Genomic DNA, 19,027 nt, shown 5'->3' on the forward strand with positions numbered 1-19,027 from the left:
AATTTACGAGAACCGCAACCTAAAGCGAGAGGTCGCGGGTCCATGTCATTGCGTCAGATTTTTCATGATTGGACGATCGCAGGCCTTGGCATCACCAATATCAAGCCTATCAATGAGCCTCCAGTTCGAACTGGCATCCTGTCTCTCAGCGATTTCAACAGCATCAATCATGCAGCCAGCACTATCCGGAGATATGTATTGCATGAACATAAGTCTGCTGTCAGGGCGGTAACCGACACGCACTCCCTCCCGATCACTGTGTCTCGGCAGGGCAATCGGTTTGCCTGTCTTGTGATTGACAACAAAGTACATCGGGCAGCCTTCGTTGTTGCAATCAATTTTTATAAGCCTGTAATGCCCGGCAAAATTTGGCCCTTCACGCATCTCGTCACGAATGATGGTGGCGGCATTACGAAACTTGACGTCTCGCCCTTTGAAATCAGGCGACACGGACTTTCCCTTGTACTGGCTTGCAGGATAATCCGAAAGCTGCGGCACCTTGATCTGCCCGTTTGCGCCACCAACGGCACATTCATGCCAGCGCTCGTTACGTGCTTTGCCTGCGATGCCGTAACACCAGCCAATATCCGCTAAAAACGCTTCAATCTCCTGCTGAACCTGGCATGCGATCTTGAGTTCTGCAGGGTCACCGGACTGCAGACGGCAGTCTCCTTCAACAACACCCCAGGAAGCGATCATATGGGTTGGCCCGAATTTTTCCTCTCGCTCACCACTGAGTTGGGCAACATCTCCGATTATTTTGTTTGTCTTGGGATCAAAGTTCAAAACAGTCGCTAACATTCCGGAGCGGGCCTCTCCAGTCGCAGCGTTTTTCCAATACCACATGACGAAGGCGCTAACCGCACAGGTTGCCTTACACTCAGTTTTCGTCAAACCAAGGTCTGAACTGTAAAACCGTACTGGCCACTGTTTGAAAAATGCCTGTTTCTTTTTCAGCAAGCCCGCTTTTGATGTCATGCCATCATCGGTCTTGACCTTGTCTGCGTAGGACCTTTGCAGAAAATCCAGCGCCTCATCGTCTCCCCGGCGCAGTGCATGCAGATAGGCCAACATCATGTCCTGAGCCCGTTGTTCTGGCGTTGCAGAACGGACTGGTGTTTCTGGCAAAGGAGCAATGCCGGGTCGTTGCGTTTGTGCTGTTTTGGGTGTGGTTTCCAGTGCCGGCTGAACCTTGCCATCGTCATCGATAAAAAGTGTTGTTACCAGATATTGTTTCATCTCGCTTTCGGTCAAAAAGTGCGGATTACCGTCTGGTACCGATCCGGCGAGTTTTAATACGTTCGGATCGACACCCATCTCAACGCTATAATCAACAAGACTGCCGCCAAACTCGTGGAGAGACTCTTTCGTCGTGAGGCTGTCATTCCCGTCGAACATCGCCCTGTCGATGGCAAGTGAGCCTTCTCCCGCATAGCGATAGGCACCACCCATAAATGCGTAGACACAAGCGGAATAACATTCCACATTTTTGACCTGTGTTGTCATCAGATCGAGAGACCGGATTACCCTGCCAAACTCCATCGCCTTTGCGACATCGCCGCCCGCACTGTCAAAAACGATGCCTTCTGCACCGCTGGCGGCGACCTCAAGCGCAAGTTGGTCGGCATTATCAGACGGCTCGAACGTGCCCGAGACAAGCAAATAAGGCGCATCGCCTTTGATTGGTCTGACCTCATATGTCATCTCGGCGCGGACGCTACTCGACCAGCAAAGACAGGCGACAACCGCCCACAGCATTAAACGCAGAAACACCCGATCCAGCCCCCAATTGTCAGGCAGGTGCCATGTGCACCGCCCCTATGCGATTCCTTCGCCTAATATGTAGCACTGCGAACAAGCCTACACGTTAAACGATTAAGTAAAACGCTACGCAAATCGCGCTATTGGCGAAAAATGTCGATCATCCGTGGCTGCAATCGCAACCAATCTCGTCCTCCAGCGGGCATTGCAAACGGCCGGGCAGGGGTTTTAAGCCTGTTCCGGCCCGCGTGATGCCTCCGGTTTCCAGCCGCGTGTGTAACCATGGCCCATGGCCGCCACGGCAATGTTCAACTGGTGCTGCAGATGTTCGATCTCCTCGATCATCGCTTCGATGGCCGCCTTGGGATCACCGTCGTGGCAGGACAGGATATAGTCGGCAACGTCGATATTTTTTTCAGGGCGCACGGTCCCGTTCTCCTGCTTAAGAGCCAAATTTCACCTGATATGTTGACCGTATGATCGATGCCCCAGCACCTATTTGTTCTATTTATGTTCCCATTTACAGGAGAGTCAAGGCAAACCTGAACCTGTGGAAAAATCGCCTGATGATATTGGAATTTTCAGTGGCGCCGCTGGAGTGCGCAACCGCGCGGCGGATGACGCAAAAAGCCTTTTGCAGCAGGCATCACGCGTCGGCACAGGGGCTTTGGCGTTGCTGTCTTAACAACGCATCGTTGCTCTGACGCCGACTACCAATCAAATAACCCCCGCCCATAATCCTCGACTATCCGCCTCCAAAAAACTAGAAGATCGGCGTGATCGACGAGAGGAACAAGACATGAGTAAAGCAGCCGGGAATGGCTGGTGGCTACATTGCGTGGTCATCGGCATTGTCATCATCGCGGAAATAATTGGCATACAACGCCTGCCGATCGGTATTGGCACGGTGGTGTTCCTGCCAATTCTGTATGCCTTTGCGATGGGCATCATCCTTAACCCCCATATTCTCAAAAAGACCGCAGCCCTTATTCCGCCAAGCGCGGTCAAGCTGTCGGGCACCATGATCACCATTGCGATCATGCCCTTCATCGCCAAGTTCGGTACCACCGTTGGCCCGCAGATCGATGCCATTATCGAAGCTGGTCCGGCACTGGTCATTCAGGAACTCGGCAACCTCGGCACCATCGCCGTTGCTTTCCCGGTTGCGGTGTTTCTGCTGCGCATGGGCCGCGAATCCATCGGTGCGACCTATTCGATCGACCGCGAGCCAAACATTGCGCTGATTGCTGACCGTTACGGCCTCAACAGCCCGGAAGGCGCTGGCGCCATGGGCGTTTACGCCACCGGCACGCTGATCGGCACCTTCGTTTTTGCCATCATGCCGCCGTTGATCCACTCGCTTGGCTGGTTTGATTTCCGTGCGCTTGCGATGTCCTGCGGCGTTGGTTCCGGCAGCATGCTTGCCGCCTGCACCGGCGGCCTCGTCACCATCATGCCTGACAACAAGGACGTCATTCTGGCCCTTGCTGCCGCCAGCAACATCCTGACCTACGCCACCGGCCTTTATGTTGGCCTGTTCGTGGCCCTGCCGCTGACCGACTGGCTGTACCGCAAGGCACGCCCCAATGACCCGGCGAACTACAAGACCAAGGAGATCGCAGCATGAGCACGGCGCACACAACATCCATGGAAGACGTCATTCCCCAGCACGGTGAAGATGAACGCAAGGTCAATGTGGCACGTTACGCCGTCCTGCTTCTGGTTGCCTGTGTCATCGGTCTCATCTCCAACTGGGTCGGAACCGGCACAAGCCCGCTGACGGCGCTGCCCGGCATGGTCGTTCTGTACCTGCTGTCGGTCGCCGGCATCGTGATGGCGCGGTTCATCCCGCTCAGCCTGCCAGGCGTTGCCTGGACGTCGCTTCTGGCCATTCTGGTCACGGTGCCAGCCATTCCCGGTTCCGCCTGGGTGCTGGCGCAGGTGGAGGCGCTGAACTTCCTGGCACTCGCCACTCCGGCACTGGCCTATGGTGGTCTGGCGCTGACCAAGGGCGAGTTTGACATTGCCCGCCGGTCCGGCTGGAAAATCGTCATCGTCGCCATTTGCGTGATGTTCGGCACCTATATCGGCTCTGTTATCATTGCGGATATTTCGCTGCGCCTCACCGGCATGTAAGCTCACCCTTTGAATCACATCTGGCCGCCCCGCAACGGGCGGCCTTTTTGAATGAAACACGTGTACTGGAGCCGATCATGCAGGGCGAACACATCGAGGAAGCCATCAAGTGGCGCCACCACCTCCACCAAAACCCCGAACTCGGCTTTGAGGAACACAATACCGCGGCCTTCATCGCAGCACACCTGTCCGACTGGGGTTTCAAGGTCAACACAGGTTACGGCAAAACCGGCGTTGTCGGCACGCTGTCCAAGGGCAGCTCAGCAAAGGCCATCGGCATCCGCGCCGATATTGATGCCTTGCCCATTCTTGAACAGAGCGGCGTTGCCTACGCCTCCAAGGTGGCGGGCAAGATGCATGCCTGCGGCCATGATGGTCACGTCGCCATGGCATTGGCGGCAGCTCGTATTGCCAGCAAGACGGATTTTGACGGCACGGTGCATTTCGTGTTCCAGCCAGCAGAAGAAAATGAAGGCGGCGGCCGCGCCATGGTGGAGCAGGGGCTGTTTAAAGATTTCCCGATGGACCGCATTTTCGGCCTGCACAACTGGCCGGCACTGGAGCTGGGCAAGTGCGTGGCACGCGATGACCGCATGATGGCGGCCTTCGGCACCTTTGAAATCAAGGTGGTCGGTCGCGGTGCCCACGGCGCCATGCCCCATGAAGGTGCAGACCCGATTGTTGCGGCCTCGCAGATTGTCTCATCGCTGCAGTCCATTGCCGCCCGCAATGTTTCACCACTGGAATCGGCCGTTGTCTCGGCCACCCAGATCCATGGCGGCGACGCCTGGAACGTTATTCCGGAAGAGGTGGTCATTCGCGGCACCACCCGCTGGTTTGAAGAAACGGTTGGCGACAAGATTGAAAACCGTATCAGAACATTGGCCACTGCGGTTGCCGCAGGTTTCGAGTGCGAAGCAACGCTCAATTACGAATATCGTTACCCTGCCACCATCAATGACCCGGAAAGCGCCCGGATCGTGCGTGCCACGGCCAAGTCTGCGCTGGGACTGGATGTGGTGGAGGTTCCACCGAGCATGGCGGCGGAAGATTTCGCCTTCATGCTGCGTGAAAAGCCCGGTTGTTATTTCTGGCTGGGCGCCAAGCGCGAAGGACGTAACCCCGGCCTGCATTCTGCCTATTTCGACTTCAACGATGCACTGTTGCCCACCGGTGTGGCCATGTGGGGTGCACTGATTGAAGGGCAACTGGCAAAGGCCTAAGCCAGCAGCGCCTCGTGCTTATGCGTGCGGGGCGCAATGGACAGAACCCACGTTGACTGGCCTAACGTTTTGACGAAAATACACTTATGGAAACGCTCGACGCAAAAGCCTTGCGCATGTTCATCGCTGTCGTCCGCTGCGGATCGATCAGAAGTGCCGCCGATCATCTCGGCGTGGCAGCCTCTATCGTCAGCCGGCAGATAGCCGATACCGAAAAGAACGTCGGCCTGCCGTTGTTTGACCGCACCAGCCGTGGTGTAGGCCTAACGGATGCTGGCGGGCTGGTTTATGAACATGCCCAGCGTGTGCTGGAAGACAGCGGCGTGCTGGCCGAACAGCTGGACCAGCTGCGCGGCATCCAGCAGGCGCGGGTGCGCATTTGCTGCGGCGAGGGGTTTCTGGGCGACCTTATCGAACACGCACTGTCGAAATTCGTGAAAGTCTATCCCGGCATCAGCTATTACCTGAAACTTGGCAGCACCGATCAGGTGCAGGACGAGGTTGCCAATGGTGATGTCGATATTGGCATTGCCTATAATCCCGTCATCGATACCCGCATCCGCTCGCTGGCCATTTCCCGCCAACCGCTGTGCCTTGTTGCGCCGCTCGACCATCCTCTGTTGAAAGAACAGTCGGTGTCGCTGGCGCAGTGCATAACACAGTCTCCCTATTCGCTGCTGATCAAGGGCCATGGCGTCACCCAGCTGGTGTCGCGCGTCGCCGTCGACCACGGCATTGCGGTCGCGCCACTCATCGACACGCCGTCGATCGACGTGCTGCGCCGCTTTGTCATGGCGGGCCTTGGCGTGACCTTCCTGCCGCGCTTTGCCGTCTCGACAGAACTGAACCGCGGTGCACTTGGCATTGTGGAACTGAATGACCCGCTGCTGGTGCAGGCCAGTGCCCACCTCATGGTCAAGGCACGCCGCCGCCTGCCAAATTCGGTGGAACGTCTCAGCAGTTTTCTGGCCGCCGAAATGGCCGCTTTCCAGCAATAACACCGTCCTCTTAGCCTGATTTCCTTCCCGTGTTGCTTCACCGGCAACACTTTGTTCCCGGTTGCCCAACTACCGTAACGCCCTGTTTGATGACAGCCTCTTTGCCGACGGATCGACCGCACAAGCGGCGAAAAACGGATAAACGAGGTGGAATAATGTCAGAAGAAAACAGGCAAACGGTCGGGGTTGTCGGCCTTGGCAGCATGGGGCTGGGCATGGCACAAACCCTGGTGGCGCGGTTTGCCACGCTGGGTTTTGACCTGTCGGCAGAGCGCCGCGCAATGGCGGAAAAGTCCGGCATCGTGCCAGTTACCGCCATCCGCGAACTGTTTGAAAAATGTGATTTTCTGGTGTTTTCCCTACCAACCGCCAAGGATGTGGCCGGTGTGGTCAATGACCATGTCGATGTGCTGGAAGCACGCCAGGGCGGCAAGGTGGTCATTATTGACACCTCTACGTCCGAGCCGGATGTCAGCCGCGAGCTTGCCAAGCGCCTGAGCGCCCTTGGTCATGGCTTTCTCGATGCCCCGGTCAGCGGCGGCCCGGCCGGTGCAGCGTCCGGCAAACTGACAATGATGATTGGCGGCACGGCCGAAGACGTGGCACTGGCCAGCCCTGCCATTGAAACCATGGCCTCCAAGGCACTGCATGTTGGCGCAAGCGGCGCTGGCAACGTGGCAAAGCTGGTCAACAACATGCTGGCCGCAGCCCACATGGTCACCACCCGCGAGGGCCTGAAACTGGCGCTGGCCGCCGGTATCGATCCCGAAGCTGCCTTGCGCGTCGTAAACGCTGCGTCCGGCCGCTCAATGATCTCCGAAGTGCATTTCCCGACATGGGTGATGTCCGGCCGCTTCGACAGCGGTTTTTCCATGGGTCTGATGCGCAAGGACGTGCGCCTTGCCAGTGAACTGGCCGCCAGCACCGGCGCCGATCTGCCTGTCGCACAAACCGTTGCCAACCTGTGGGCCGGTACCACCGAGTTTACGGATGGCGATGATTTCACACGTATGGGCGCCTTCAAGGCAGCAGGCAATTAAGGAGCGATAGCAATGGATAATCTGAACATGACAAATGAGCCCGGCGCCCGCATCCGCGAAATCTACAAAACCATTACCGGTACGGAAGACATTGCCAGCTTCGTCGGCGGCGAATTCATCACCGGTTCCGGCACCGAACTGGCGCTGACAGACCCGGCAACCGGCAAGGTTTTCGCGCAGTACAAGGATGCCGACAAGGCGGTCATCAACGCCGCCATGGATGCTGCAGCCACCGCCCAGAAGGAATGGATGAAGCTGACGGCCTCTGGCCGTGGCCGGGTGATGTTTGAAATCGCCCGCCAGATCCGCGCCAATGCCGCCGTGATTGCCGAGGTAGAAAGCCGCTCTGCCGGTCGCCCGATCCGCGATATCAGGGGCGAGGTGACCAAGGTCGCCGAAATGTTCGAATATTATGCCGGCTGGTGCGACAAGCTGCATGGCGATGTCATTCCGGTGCCGACAACCCACCTCAATTACACCCGCAATGAGCCAATTGGCACTGTGGTGCAGATCACCCCGTGGAATGCGCCGCTCAACACCGGCGGCTGGCAGATTGCGCCGGCCATTTGCGCTGGCAATGCCGTGGTCATCAAGCCATCGGAACTGACACCACTCAGCACCATTCTGTTGGGTGTGTTGTGTGAAAAGGGCGGCGCACCGCGCGGCCTGGTCAATGTTATCGCAGGGCAGGGCACAACGGCCGGTCAGGCCGCCATTGCCCATCCGCAGACCGGCCTCGTGGTGTTTGTCGGTTCGGCCTTTGCCGGTTCGATCATCGCGGCAGAAGCCGCCAAGAATGTCGTGCCATGCATTCTGGAACTCGGTGGCAAATCTGCAAACATCGTGTTTGACGATGCTGATATAGACCGCGCCATCTTGGGCGCACAGTCTGCCATTTTCGGCGGTGCCGGCCAAAGCTGCGTTGCCGGTTCGCGCCTTCTGGTCCACCGCTCCATCCACCAGAAATTTGTCGAGAAATATACCGAGGCCACCCAGCGCATTCCGGTTGGCGACCCCTTCCTCGACACCACCCAGATCGGCCCGATCAACAACCTGCGCCAGTGGAACAAGATCACGGAAATGGTTGAAACCGGCCTCAAGGAAGGCGCAACGCTTGCCACCGGTGGCCGCAAACCATCAGAACTGGAAGCAACGGGCGGTTATTATTTCGCCCCAACCATTCTCGACAATGTCGCGCCACAGGCAACACTGTCAAAGGAAGAGGTGTTTGGCCCGGTGGTTGGCGTCACACCATTCGACAGCGAAGAAGAAGCAATCGCGCTGGCCAATGACAATCCTTACGGATTGGCCGGTGCCGTGTGGACCCAGAATGTGGCCCGCGCCCACCGCGTTGCCTCCCAGGTACGTGCCGGTACTTTCTGGATCAATGGTTACAAGACCATCAGCGTCATGTCGCCATTCGGTGGCTTTGGCAAAAGCGGTTATGGCCGCTCCAGCGGTCGCGACGCGCTTCTGGCCTATACCCAGACCAAGAGCATCTGGGTGGAAACCGCAGCAGACCCGGTGATCACTTTCGGTTATTTCGCCGGATAAAATTAAGACAGTGCGGGCCGGTCATTCCGGCCCGTTTCTGTTTCAGGCCCAACTCTTTCACCTTGCCGGATACGCCCAGATGCCGCATTCTCACTGGTGAGGATAACAAAAGGTGGAAATGAGCATGGAAACCAACCAACTGCATCGCGGTCGGCTCATCGACCATATCCAGCTTGTCGTGCGCGACCTGAAGGTCAGTCAGGATTTTTACACCGCCGTTCTTGCTGTACTCGACATTCCGGTTGTCGAAACGGCAGAGGATTTTTTCTGGGCCGACGAACTGGTCGTATCTTCAGCCAAAAGTCCGGCGGCACTGGGCGTGTTGACCGGCCGGCACCATCTGGCCTTTCAGGCCAAGGACCGCGCCACGGTGGATGCGTTTTACAAAACAGCACTTGACCACGGCGGGCAGGACAATGGCGCGCCCGGCGAGCGCGAGAATTATCATCCCGGTTATTACGCCGCTTTCGTGCTTGATCCTGACGGCAATAATATTGAAGCCGTCTTCCACGGTGAGGCAAAACGCAGTGCACCATCTGTTGTCATAGACTTCTAGGATGTCAGGACGTTTTGTCTGATAGCGGACAATGACGGTCCGTCATCACGCACAGTCACGCATTTTTGAACAATGCTGAAACCTTTTCACCATCTGGGAGTTTAGGCAGGGAGCGAATTGCTCGCACTTCAATTGTTCGCGATCCGCCTTCCAAGCGGAGGGTCAGGCTCGTTCAGGAGAGGAGATAACCCTATGAACTCCATTATCTATCTAGTCGGCCTCGTTGTTATCGTCATGTTCATTCTCTCGTTCCTGGGACTACGCTGATGACCGATCACACCATTGTTGAAACTCCCGCAGTGGGAACTCCCCCGGTGGAAACGCCAAACCGTAGCTATGTCGATTGGCCGGCCATTTTTGCTGGCGCCGTCATCGCGTCCGGCTCCATGGCCGTTCTGACGACGTTTGCTGGCGCTTTGGGACTTAGCTCCATCACGGCTGATGATGGCGGCGATATCAGCACCGTATGGCTGGTACTGACGGCATTGTTCGTCATTGTCTCCATGGTTGGCTCTTACATGCTGGGCGGCTACGTAACCGGGCGCATGCGTCACCCATCTGTAGAGACATCGCGCGATGAACTGACCTTCCGTGATGGCATCAATGGTCTGGTAGTCTGGGGCATTGGCACCATCATTTCAACGCTTCTGGCGGTTGGTCTGGTGTCTGGCGGCGTCAAGGCAGCAGGCAATGTTGCAGCCACCGCAATCGAAGCAACCGGCTCAGCAGTCGGCGGCGCGGCACAGGGTGCTGGACAGCTTGCCGGTGGCGTCATTTCCGGTGCAGGCAGTGCCGTTGGCGGTGTTGCACAGGGCGTTGGTCAGGCTGCAGCCCCTACGGTCAATGACATGTTGCCAGGCGGCTTCAAGGCCAACCCGGTTGACTACTTCACTGATGTTCTGTTGCGCACAGACCCGCAGATTTCACAGATGGATGATACCCAGAACATGGCCTACACCCAGCGTCAGGTCAGCGGTATCCTCGGCACTTTGCTGTCGACAGGTGAAATCAGTGATGGTGACCGCATCTGGCTGACAAACCAGATCGTTGCCCGCACAGGTCTTAGCCCAACCGATGCAGAAGTTCGCGTTGCCGAAACCGTAGAGCGTGTAAAGACGGTGCGTACCGAAGCGCAGGCCAAGATCGACGAAGCCCAGAAACAGTTGACTGAAGTCCGGGCACAGGCAGAAAAAGCCGTCGAAGATGCCAAGACTGCAGCAGCTGATGCTGCCGAGAAGGCCCGTATCACCGGCATTCTCACAGCCTTCCTGCTTGGTGCATCTGCCCTTGTTGCAGCGGTTGCCGCCTACATTGGTGCCGTTCACGGTGGTCGTCACCGCGACGAAGGTCGCATCTGGGGCGGTCTCGCCTACAGAAAGTAACCAAGCTCCCCCTGAAGAAGGCAGCCCCTGTCTCACATGTGAGGCGGGGGCTGTCGCTCGCTGATCCCGTCGCCGAATCGAACACCTGGCCACGCAGACGGCAACATCAAGCGGACCAGTAGCGTCAAGCCAACATATACCGCAGCGTGTGGAACTTCTTGCCGCTTTCGCTGTTTCGCTTACGTACTCAAGGTAAAGGAATTAGGGATGAAAACCACGACAACAACCCGCGCGAAATCACTCACCCCTACGCAGTTGAAGAGCGAAATTGCCCAGCTGCAAAAGCAGGTAGCAGACCTCAGCAAGCAGCTTGCCACGCTGAAATCCCGCAAAGAACCGGAATCCTTTCTTGCCATCGGCCAGGATCGCCCATGGATGCGCATTGCTGCAACGGTCGCTGCAACCTTCGTGCTCGGTCGCATCGTAGACCGTTTCCGGTTGGGTGCCGCCGGTGCGACAGCCGTACCGATGATTGCCGCCCAGCTTGGCCACCGCTTTTCGCTTACCCACCGCCGTCGGTAATTTAAATGCCATCACGGATTAAGCAACAACATATCATTGGCAGTGCGACACAGCGGCTTTTGACCCGCGCGTCGTGGAGATAGCAGTAAAATGTCGTCCTTCCTGGAAACCACATTTGGACCCAAGGATTTTAAAATCATCGAGACTGCATTGCAGGCATGGCGCAGTCATTATGCACTGGCAAAGGATGATCCCGATGTCAGCATAGCCGCCGAGATCTGCCTCAATCTCTACCGTGAGGGCAACAGAAACCTCCAGGACCTGCAAAACGCCATGGCGCGTCACAAGGGCCTGAACGAGATCGCCTCGCATCACTAGAGAATCTCCAGCGAAGTTGGAAACCGGTTTCGCTGGAAACGCTTCAGACTATTTTAGCACAAACATTTTGAGACAAGGGGCGGGGCATTTCATGCGCCGCCCTTTGGTTTTGACGGGTAATTGCACAGCGCAGTCCTGCTAACCCGCTGAAACAGCAAAGCACCATCCTTCAAACTCGCCAGCGGCAAGGCGGCCTGTTATATCAGGCGCACTGGCAGCGATGCCTCTATAAATACGCGTTCCGGGAGGCATGATGAAGCCGGACATTTTGATTGTCGATGACGATCCCGCCATCCGCTCGGTGGTACGGGTGACGCTGGAAAAGGCGGGCATGACTGTGGCGGAAGCCCGCGATGGACGCGGCGCGCTGCAGGCAATCGCTGAAAATCATTGTGATCTGGTTGTGCTTGATGTCGGCATGCCCGACATGGATGGTTTTGCCTGTTGCCGCGCCATCCGCGCAAATTCCAACGTGCCGGTGCTGTTTTTGACCGCGCAGGATGACGAAATAGACCGCGTGCTGGGTTTTGAACTGGGTGCCGACGATTACGTCACCAAACCTTTTTCGCCGCGCGAACTGGTGCTGCGCATCAAGGCCATATTGGCACGGGTCAGGCCCGTGCAGGACCACGTCGTCAGTCCCCGAGTCATCAGTCATGGCGATCTGGTGGTTGATCTCAACCGCCATGCCTGCACATTGCGCCACCAGGCACTTGACCTGACAGCGACCGAATTTTCAGTCCTCAGCATTCTGCTGGCTCGACCGGGTTTCGTTCTGGATCGCAACATGCTGATCAAAGAAGCCTATGGCAACAACTCCAGCCTGTCGGGCCGCACACTTGATAGCCATGTCAGAAACATCAGGGCAAAAGCCGCCGCACTTGGTTACGCAGACATCATCGAGACGGTACGCGGTGTCGGCCTGCGGCTTGGTCCCTGCACAATTGGCCCGAATGGGCAAAACACATGACAAGACCGCTGATCCGCCGTGTGCCGAACAAGTGGCGTCCGCGCATGGCACTGGTCGTGACATTGGTCTGCGCCAGCCTGCTGGCCGTGCCATCAGTGGCAATTTTTGCCCTGCAACTTGGCACCAACTGGTTCATGCGCGAGACTGAATCCGCCTTGCTCAAGCAGGCCGCCATCTATGCTGGCGCCTATGCGCAGGCCTTTGAGGCGACAAGGACCGAAGGCGCCGCCGCCACACCGGGGTACTACCTGCCGCCGCCAATGCGCGTTTTCTGGAATGCCGAAGCACGCACCTTCAATTCGCTGCTGGATCTGCGCGTCAACACCATTGAACCGACCCGGCCGGATGCGATGCCTACCGACAAGACGCTCGGTCCACGCTATCGACAGATAGCAGACGGACTGAAGACTTTGGCGGAACGGGCCGGTCGCACAACGCTTTCCAGCGTGGTGTTTGTGGATTTTCAGGGGCTTGATCTGCAAGCGGCCACACCGATGAGCTTTGCCAGTGTGCCAGAGGTCGAAAAGGCACTGCGGGGTGAGGTGGGTGCAGCACTTCGCTGGCGCAGCGATGCAGATGCCCGCTGGCCGTTTTTATCTGTCAGTCGCGGCACGGGCTTTCGTGTGTTGATCACATACCCCGTCATCAGCGCCAACCGGGTAATTGGCGCGGTCTATATTTCGCGCACGCCGCGCCCACTTGAAAACTATTCCTCGCAGGAAGCAACCGCCTTCCTCACGCTGGCCGCGGTGACGGTGCTCGGCGCGCTGATCATCGGGTCGTTTCTGGTGTGGGCAGTGCTGCGGCCGCTGCTGGCGCTGCGCAACCAGGCACGGCGGGTTGCAAATGGCGATGATACCGACCTTGCGCCGCTTGCCCATTACGGCATTGCCGAAATAGCGCAACTAGGTGACGCCTTGCTAACCATGGCCAGCAGCCTGTCACAACGCTCCAAAGAAATCACCATCTACACCAATCATGTCACGCATGAACTTAAATCACCGGTCACCTCCATCGTCGGGGCTGCCGAACTGCTTGAAGACGGCGACCTGCCACCGGAAACGCAGCGCTCGCTGGCCGCCACAATCCGCGAGCAGGGTGGCCGTATGACCAGATTGCTGGACCAGTTGCGGGAGATAACACGGGCACGGCAGCAGGTTTCAGGTCAATCCAGCCATGTGGCAACCCGCTTATCCCAGATGTTACCGGCGGAAGATGGCTTGGAAATTTCCGTCAACAGCGATCAGGCGACATTGCCGCTTTCACTGCTGCATGGCCGCACCATTCTGTCCCACATGGCGCAAAATGCCCGCCACCACGGTGCCGACAGGCTGTTGTTGCATTGCAATGGCAGGCAACTGATCATCACCGACAATGGTCGCGGTTTTGCCGATGTTGATCTGACCCGGCTTGGCCAGCCGTTTTTCACAACGCGGCGCGAAGAGGGCGGCACAGGCTTAGGGCTTGCCATCGTTATTGCCATTCTGGATCTTTACGGCGCAACGCTGCGTCCGATGCGCCACGAAGAGGGCGCACGCTTCGAGATAGACTTTTCAAGCGACTGATCTCTGCACACAATCTGCACCAAAGCTGCACGACACCACAGGCGAACCAGCGGGTGATGCACGCTAGACAGGCCAGGCAGGCACCACAAAGCCTGCTCATTCGATAGGAAAACCAATGAACGTAAAGCTCCTGTTTGGCCTTGCCATTGCGCTTGCCTCGCCAATATCTGCCCTTATCGCCACGCCTGCCAGCGCCGCTGACAACATCGCCAACCGGTACCTGAAAGCCTCTGAGCCCTATTCAAAGGCCACATGCCCGGTGAAACCGGATGGTATCAGCAACTTCGTCTATTTCAGCCGCGACCGTGAAGCAATCCAGGGCCATCCGCTGCTGACCAACGCACGTTTTTCCGGCGCACAGATCATGTATTCCTGGCGCAACCTTGAACCAAGCGAAGGTCAATATGACTTTTCCGACATCAAGGCCGATGTCGATTACCTTGCCCAACATGGCAAGAAGCTGTTCATCCAGCTGCAGGATGCGTCATTCTCCCCCGAATACAAGCCGGTGCCGAACTACCTGCTGACAGACAAATTCGACGGAGGCGTTACCGGCCAATATACCGATGACGGCAAGCTTGAGGGCTGGGTGGCCAAACGCTGGAACGACGCTGTTCAGGCGCGCTTCGAGAGCCTGTTGTTGGCACTCGGCAAGGAATTCGATGGCCGCATTGAAGGCATAAACCTGCAGGAAACCGCAATTGGCGTCACCGCCAAGTCCGATCATTCCTTCTCGGCCACTCGTTACATTGAGGGCATTAAGGCCAACATGCAGGCGTTGAAGACCGCATTCCCAAAATCAACAACCATGATCTATGCCAACTTCATGCCAGATGAGTGGCTGCCGTGGGACGACAAGGGATATCTGCGCGGCATCTATGATTTTGGCAACCAGATCGGCGTTGGCCTTGGCGCACCCGACCTGATGGTAACCCGCAAGAACCAGCTGAACCACGCCCTTGCCATGATGCATGAAAACAGCTTCACCGTGCCGCTTGGCATTGCCGTGCAGGATGGCAATTACATCGGCGAAACCGGCACTGAAAAGGTCGTCAAGAAGCGCAAAAATCTGGTGCCGATGCTGCACGCCTTCGCAGCAGATTTTCTCAAAGTGAACTACATGTTCTGGGTCAACCAGCAGCCCTATTTCGAAGAGGACGTGCTGCCCTGTTTCGCAGAATAAAGAATATCCAAGGAGGTAAGTGACAACATGAAAACCGGAGGTCACTGACTGATGATATCCAGCGCCGCCAGATCATTGTCGATCGGGCGGCGAGGCTTGAAATGTGCATGCAGGCCTTGGACCTGCAATCGATAGTTCGCCACCAATTCACTAAGTGCAGTCAAAATCTTGTCGGCCTCAAGCGCGCAGTAGGAGTTGCCAAGCACCTGCAATACATCTGCACTGCCACGCTGGTCAAACTTGGCGAGCACAGTCGTTTCTGCCGTGCGCTCATGAAGCCAGTCATCGGCCAGGATCATATGGTGGCGCAGTTCATCCAGCAGGGTCTGGGCGTAAACCAGCTCGCCACGTTTTGCCCGCCGGAATGTCTCATGCGCGGCCGCAATGCCTTTGCTGATGGAGATATCTACCTCGTCGGCAGTGACGGTAAACGGCAATTCCCGCGATGCCTCAACTAGCCCAGCCACGATCATTTCCGGATCGTGGAGAACGATCACCGGAAGCCGATACCATGGCGATGGCACCAGTTTCGCTGCATCAAGATAAAAGATATCGACCTTGTTGAATGGTGCGAAATGCGAAACACAGTGGCGGGTGCCGGGCATCCATTCATTGAACAGGAAACCCGGCCATTCCATAGGAATATTACGCCTGTTTTGCACGAACCAGCCGTGGCGTTCAGGCCGCACGACAACCCGCAGGTCTATGTCGGAATAGGCGTCAAAACTGCCCGCCGCCAGCGACCCGGACACAAACAGGCCAAGTACATCCGCATTGGCGCAAAAATGATCCGTGGCTACATCAAGCAGACGGTCTCTGGCGTGGGACAAATCTTTCGGATCGAGGTTGGCCATAAGTCGATCCTAGCAAAAGCCGCGATATCGGCAATGGGTGAGATATGGCTGCCGTTGCGTGAGGTTGCGTTACGCCAGGTGGTCGAGTTCAGCCGGGATAATCAAGAAACATCGTCGGTGTCATGGCCGTGACCTGCCGGAAGGCGCAGGAGAATGACGCTGTGCTGGAAAAGCCGAACTCACTGGCAACGCGGGCAATGGCATAACCTCGGCCCAGCTGGTCCATAGCCTGCACGATGCGGGCACGCTGCCGCCAGGATTTCAGCGTCATGCTGGTTTCCTCCGGAAAAAGCCGGCTGACCGTGCGCACCGAGGTTGCCGCCCGTGCCGCCAGCTCATCAATGTTCAACTGATTACGGCGGTCCTCGAGGGCGAGATCCGCCACCCGTTTGCCAATCTGGCTGACGGGCAGGGGCAGAAAGGTCGGGGCGTGCGCCGTCTCGGTCAGTTCATGCAGCATCAGCCGTGCCACCAGCTCAACCTTGTCCGGCCCGGTCGTGTCGGAAAAGGCAGCGTCAAGCAGCGCCTGCATCAGCCGCGTTACCCGCAGCGTAAACGGCCGGTCCAGCTGGGTTGGCGGCGCCCATGCCTCGGCCACCACTGGTTCCCAGTTGACCATCCACAGTTCCGCATCCGTCAGCACCTCAACCCGATGTGAAACGCCGGCCGGTATCCACACGGCAAGCTGCGGCGGCACCAGCCAGCGACCGGCCTCCGTCAACACCTGCACCATGCCCGATGCGGCAAAGGTTAGCTGCGCTTCTTCATGGGTGTGGGTCGGCATGCCCATGCCACGCTGTTTGAAACCACGGTGCAGGGTGAAGGGTGGTTTGTGCATCCGGTTTGGCCTTTGCGCGATGCGGATTGGCGTCACATCGCCAAGCCGTTGGTCTATCATGGCCAGTATCAAAGGTCGAGCGCGTGCAAAGCCTAGCGGCACAAGCACCCGAAATGAGGTACGAGAGATGAAAGCGGTTGTCATCAGACAATACGGCAATAATGACGTGGTAGACTATACCGACGTTGATCGCCCGGTACCGGGGGCAAGTGAGGTTCTGGTCAGGGTCCACGCCGCAGGCGTCAATCCCGTCGACTGGAAAATCCGTGGCGGCCTTGGCCAGCGCATGGGCCTGTTGCTGCCCATTCATCTTGGCGGAGAAATTGCCGGCACCATCGAAGAATGCGGCGATGCCGTCAGCAACTTCAAACCTGGTGATCCGGTCTATGGCATTATCCCGACCGGCGGGTTTGCAGACTATGCCATTGCCAGGGCGGACGACATTGCCCACAAACCGGCCAACCTCGATTTCATGGAAAGTGCCGCCATACCGCTTGGCGCACTGACCGCATGGCAGGCGATGTTTGATCTCGCCAAACTTCAGGGCGGCCAGAAGCTATTGATAACGAACAGTTCTGGCGGTGTCGGTTCGCTTGCCGTGCAACTTGCCAAGGCCAAAGGTGCGCATGTCACCGCCATGGGATCAACCCGCAATGAAGACTATATCCGCAGCCTCGGCGCAGATCAGTTCATCGACTACGAAAGCCAGCCGTTAGACACCATGGCCAAGGACATCGATGTGGTGTTCGACACGGTCGGCGGCGACACCTTCGACAAGGCATTCCTGCCGCTGAAGAAGGGCGGTTTTCTGGTCACTGCCGTGGCGTTCCCCGCCGATGAGGCAGACAGATATGGTGTTGGCGCTGCCCGCGTTTTCTGCAAAGCCAATGCACAACAGCTGGTGTCGATCCGCGAACTGGTTGAGGCAGGAAAACTAAAACCCACCATCGCAACCGTGCTGCCGCTTGCCGAAATCAAACAGGCCTTCGACCTCTCCGAGGCCAGGCGCACCCGTGGCAAGATCGTGCTTGATGTCATCGGTCAGCTCTAGACGGCATACCTGAGCGGGCGCGGCGAGGGGATTGCCGCCGCCCATCATCCCGGCAGATGTTCGGCGGCAAAATCCACGAAGGCGCGTAGTTTGGGCGACAGATGTTTGCTCGTCGGCCACATGACGCTGATCTGTGTTTTAGTGGGCAGATAGTCATCGAGGACACTGACCAGACGGCCGCTTTGCAACTGGTTGCGCACGGCAAGATCCGGAACACAGGCAAGGCCAAGACCATTTTCGGCAAAACAGATTTGCGGGTCGAGCGTGTTCATGACGGCGCTGTTCAAAAGCTCGACATGAACCGGTTTCCCGCCATCGGACAGCGGCCATTTGTCCAGCTTGCCAGTGGTGGCGAAGCGGTAGATCAGGCAGGGATGGGTGGCGAGGTCCTGTGGTTGTTTGGGAATACCGGCATCGCGAAAATAGTCCGGTGAACCGATGATCACCCGGCGGTAATAACCAAGCGTGCGTGTCATCAGGCGGCTGTCGGCGTGGTCTCCGGTGCGGATCACCGCGTCAAAACCCTCATCGATCACATCAACGATACGATCGGTGAAATCGAGTTCCAGTTCGATCTGCGGATAGAGCCGTTTGAACCCGGCAATCTTCTGCAAAAACAGGCTGCCCATCGAGGGCAGGCTGAGGCGTAATTTACCCTGCGGTGCCTGCCGCGTTTGCGATAGTTCGGTTTCGGCTGCCTCAAACTCTCTGAGGATATGACGACAGCGTTTGAGAAACATCGCCCCTTCCTCCGTCAGGGTGATGCTTCGGGTCGAGCGATGAAACAGCTGCACGCCAAGCCGCTCTTCCAGACGTTGCACGGCCTTGCTGACCGCCGATGCCGTGACGCCGAGCTTGCGACCCGCCTCGGTAAAACCGCCGGTATCGGCGGCCTGAACAAAGGCGTGGAGCGCCCCAAAACTGTCCAAAACTCGTCCCCCATGCACGACAAAAATTCCAAAGTGTTGTGAATTGTAGAGAATTTTTCTTTGTCTGACGAGCCTTTACAGCTGGCTGCCACCCATCGCTCGTACCGCTCACACCGTCTGCGGCATGGTTATGAACTGACACCCAAT

The 19,027-nt window shown here is 57.4% G+C and carries 19 protein-coding genes; 14 read left to right on the forward strand and 5 right to left on the reverse strand.

All coding sequences use genetic code 11. The features are described from left to right. Positions 1 to 45: 45 nt before the first annotated feature. Both PYL13_RS10420 and PYL13_RS10425 read right to left on the reverse strand, forming a co-directional pair. Positions 46 to 1,773, reverse strand: coding sequence for a hypothetical protein (locus PYL13_RS10420; RefSeq protein ID WP_275641262.1), 1,728 nt, complete (start codon positions 1,771 to 1,773; stop codon positions 46 to 48). Between the two features lie 216 nt (positions 1,774 to 1,989). Then, complete coding sequence (locus tag PYL13_RS10425; RefSeq protein ID WP_250985413.1) at positions 1,990 to 2,187, reverse strand: hypothetical protein; 198 nt, start codon at positions 2,185 to 2,187, stop codon at positions 1,990 to 1,992. 373 nt (positions 2,188 to 2,560) lie between these two features. On the opposite strand from PYL13_RS10425, the gene PYL13_RS10430 reads away from it, so the two are divergent. The 13 genes from PYL13_RS10430 to PYL13_RS10490 all read left to right on the forward strand — a co-directional run bounded on the left by PYL13_RS10430 (position 2,561) and on the right by PYL13_RS10490 (position 15,208). Then, complete coding sequence (locus tag PYL13_RS10430; RefSeq protein ID WP_259146256.1) at positions 2,561 to 3,388, forward strand: DUF3100 domain-containing protein; 828 nt, start codon at positions 2,561 to 2,563, stop codon at positions 3,386 to 3,388. Then, positions 3,385 to 3,897 carry a hypothetical protein gene (locus tag PYL13_RS10435; RefSeq protein WP_192491066.1) on the forward strand — a complete coding sequence of 171 codons (513 nt, stop codon included), beginning with the start codon at positions 3,385 to 3,387 and terminating at the stop codon, positions 3,895 to 3,897. The genes PYL13_RS10430 and PYL13_RS10435 overlap by 4 nt, the downstream gene beginning before the upstream one ends. Before the next feature lie 65 nt (positions 3,898 to 3,962). After that, complete coding sequence (locus tag PYL13_RS10440) at positions 3,963 to 5,120, forward strand: M20 aminoacylase family protein (protein ID WP_441296664.1); 1,158 nt, start codon at positions 3,963 to 3,965, stop codon at positions 5,118 to 5,120. 86 nt (positions 5,121 to 5,206) lie between these two features. Then, positions 5,207 to 6,118, forward strand: a complete 912-nt coding sequence (locus PYL13_RS10445) for a LysR family transcriptional regulator (protein WP_275641263.1) — start codon at positions 5,207 to 5,209, stop codon at positions 6,116 to 6,118. Between the two features lie 89 nt (positions 6,119 to 6,207). Then, on the forward strand, positions 6,208 to 7,158 hold the full coding sequence (locus tag PYL13_RS10450; RefSeq protein ID WP_275641264.1) for an NAD(P)-dependent oxidoreductase: 951 nt from the start codon (positions 6,208 to 6,210) through the stop codon (positions 7,156 to 7,158). Positions 7,159 to 7,170: 12 nt separating this feature from the next. After that, entirely contained in the window at positions 7,171 to 8,712 is a 1,542-nt protein-coding gene (locus PYL13_RS10455; RefSeq protein ID WP_275641265.1) for an aldehyde dehydrogenase family protein, read from the forward strand. 124 nt (positions 8,713 to 8,836) lie between these two features. Further along, positions 8,837 to 9,268, forward strand: coding sequence for a VOC family protein (locus PYL13_RS10460; protein ID WP_275641266.1), 432 nt, complete (start codon positions 8,837 to 8,839; stop codon positions 9,266 to 9,268). Between the two features lie 266 nt (positions 9,269 to 9,534). Continuing rightward, entirely contained in the window at positions 9,535 to 10,650 is a 1,116-nt protein-coding gene (locus PYL13_RS10465) for a hypothetical protein (RefSeq protein ID WP_275641267.1), read from the forward strand. A 207-nt stretch (positions 10,651 to 10,857) separates the two neighbouring features. Then, positions 10,858 to 11,172, forward strand: coding sequence for a hypothetical protein (locus PYL13_RS10470; RefSeq protein ID WP_250985420.1), 315 nt, complete (start codon positions 10,858 to 10,860; stop codon positions 11,170 to 11,172). Positions 11,173 to 11,262: 90 nt separating this feature from the next. After that, on the forward strand, positions 11,263 to 11,490 hold the full coding sequence (locus PYL13_RS10475) for a hypothetical protein (RefSeq protein ID WP_192491059.1): 228 nt from the start codon (positions 11,263 to 11,265) through the stop codon (positions 11,488 to 11,490). A 253-nt stretch (positions 11,491 to 11,743) separates the two neighbouring features. Beyond that, on the forward strand, positions 11,744 to 12,460 hold the full coding sequence (locus PYL13_RS10480) for a response regulator transcription factor (RefSeq protein WP_275641408.1): 717 nt from the start codon (positions 11,744 to 11,746) through the stop codon (positions 12,458 to 12,460). Next, positions 12,457 to 14,025 (forward strand): histidine kinase dimerization/phospho-acceptor domain-containing protein, encoded by a 1,569-nt coding sequence (locus PYL13_RS10485; protein WP_275641268.1) that lies wholly within the window; start codon positions 12,457 to 12,459, stop codon positions 14,023 to 14,025. The genes PYL13_RS10480 and PYL13_RS10485 overlap by 4 nt, the downstream gene beginning before the upstream one ends. A 115-nt stretch (positions 14,026 to 14,140) precedes the next feature. Continuing rightward, positions 14,141 to 15,208, forward strand: coding sequence for a hypothetical protein (locus PYL13_RS10490; protein WP_275641269.1), 1,068 nt, complete (start codon positions 14,141 to 14,143; stop codon positions 15,206 to 15,208). A gap of 41 nt (positions 15,209 to 15,249) precedes the next feature. Here the strand turns inward: PYL13_RS10490 and PYL13_RS10495 are convergent, their stop codons facing one another. Continuing rightward, positions 15,250 to 16,062 carry a nucleotidyltransferase domain-containing protein gene (locus PYL13_RS10495; protein ID WP_275641270.1) on the reverse strand — a complete coding sequence of 271 codons (813 nt, stop codon included), beginning with the start codon at positions 16,060 to 16,062 and terminating at the stop codon, positions 15,250 to 15,252. 88 nt (positions 16,063 to 16,150) lie between these two features. Next, positions 16,151 to 16,960: an AraC family transcriptional regulator gene (locus PYL13_RS10500; RefSeq protein ID WP_275641271.1), complete on the reverse strand. Its 810-nt coding sequence runs from the start codon at positions 16,958 to 16,960 to the stop codon at positions 16,151 to 16,153. A 67-nt stretch (positions 16,961 to 17,027) separates the two neighbouring features. Here PYL13_RS10500 and PYL13_RS10505 point away from each other — a divergent pair, with 67 nt between their 5' ends. After that, a complete protein-coding gene (locus PYL13_RS10505; RefSeq protein WP_275641272.1) occupies positions 17,028 to 17,951 on the forward strand; it encodes an NADP-dependent oxidoreductase in 924 nt (307 codons plus the stop codon). Between the two features lie 44 nt (positions 17,952 to 17,995). On the opposite strand, the gene PYL13_RS10510 is transcribed toward PYL13_RS10505, so the two are convergent. Beyond that, the gene (locus PYL13_RS10510) at positions 17,996 to 18,880 is read right to left on the reverse strand and encodes a LysR family transcriptional regulator (protein ID WP_275641273.1); all 885 of its coding nucleotides are present in this window, start codon (positions 18,878 to 18,880) and stop codon (positions 17,996 to 17,998) included. Positions 18,881 to 19,027: the final 147 nt, after the last annotated feature.

Origin of the sequence: Agrobacterium sp. Azo12 (assembly GCF_029193765.2) — a bacterium.
GTDB lineage: Bacteria > Pseudomonadota > Alphaproteobacteria > Rhizobiales > Rhizobiaceae > Agrobacterium.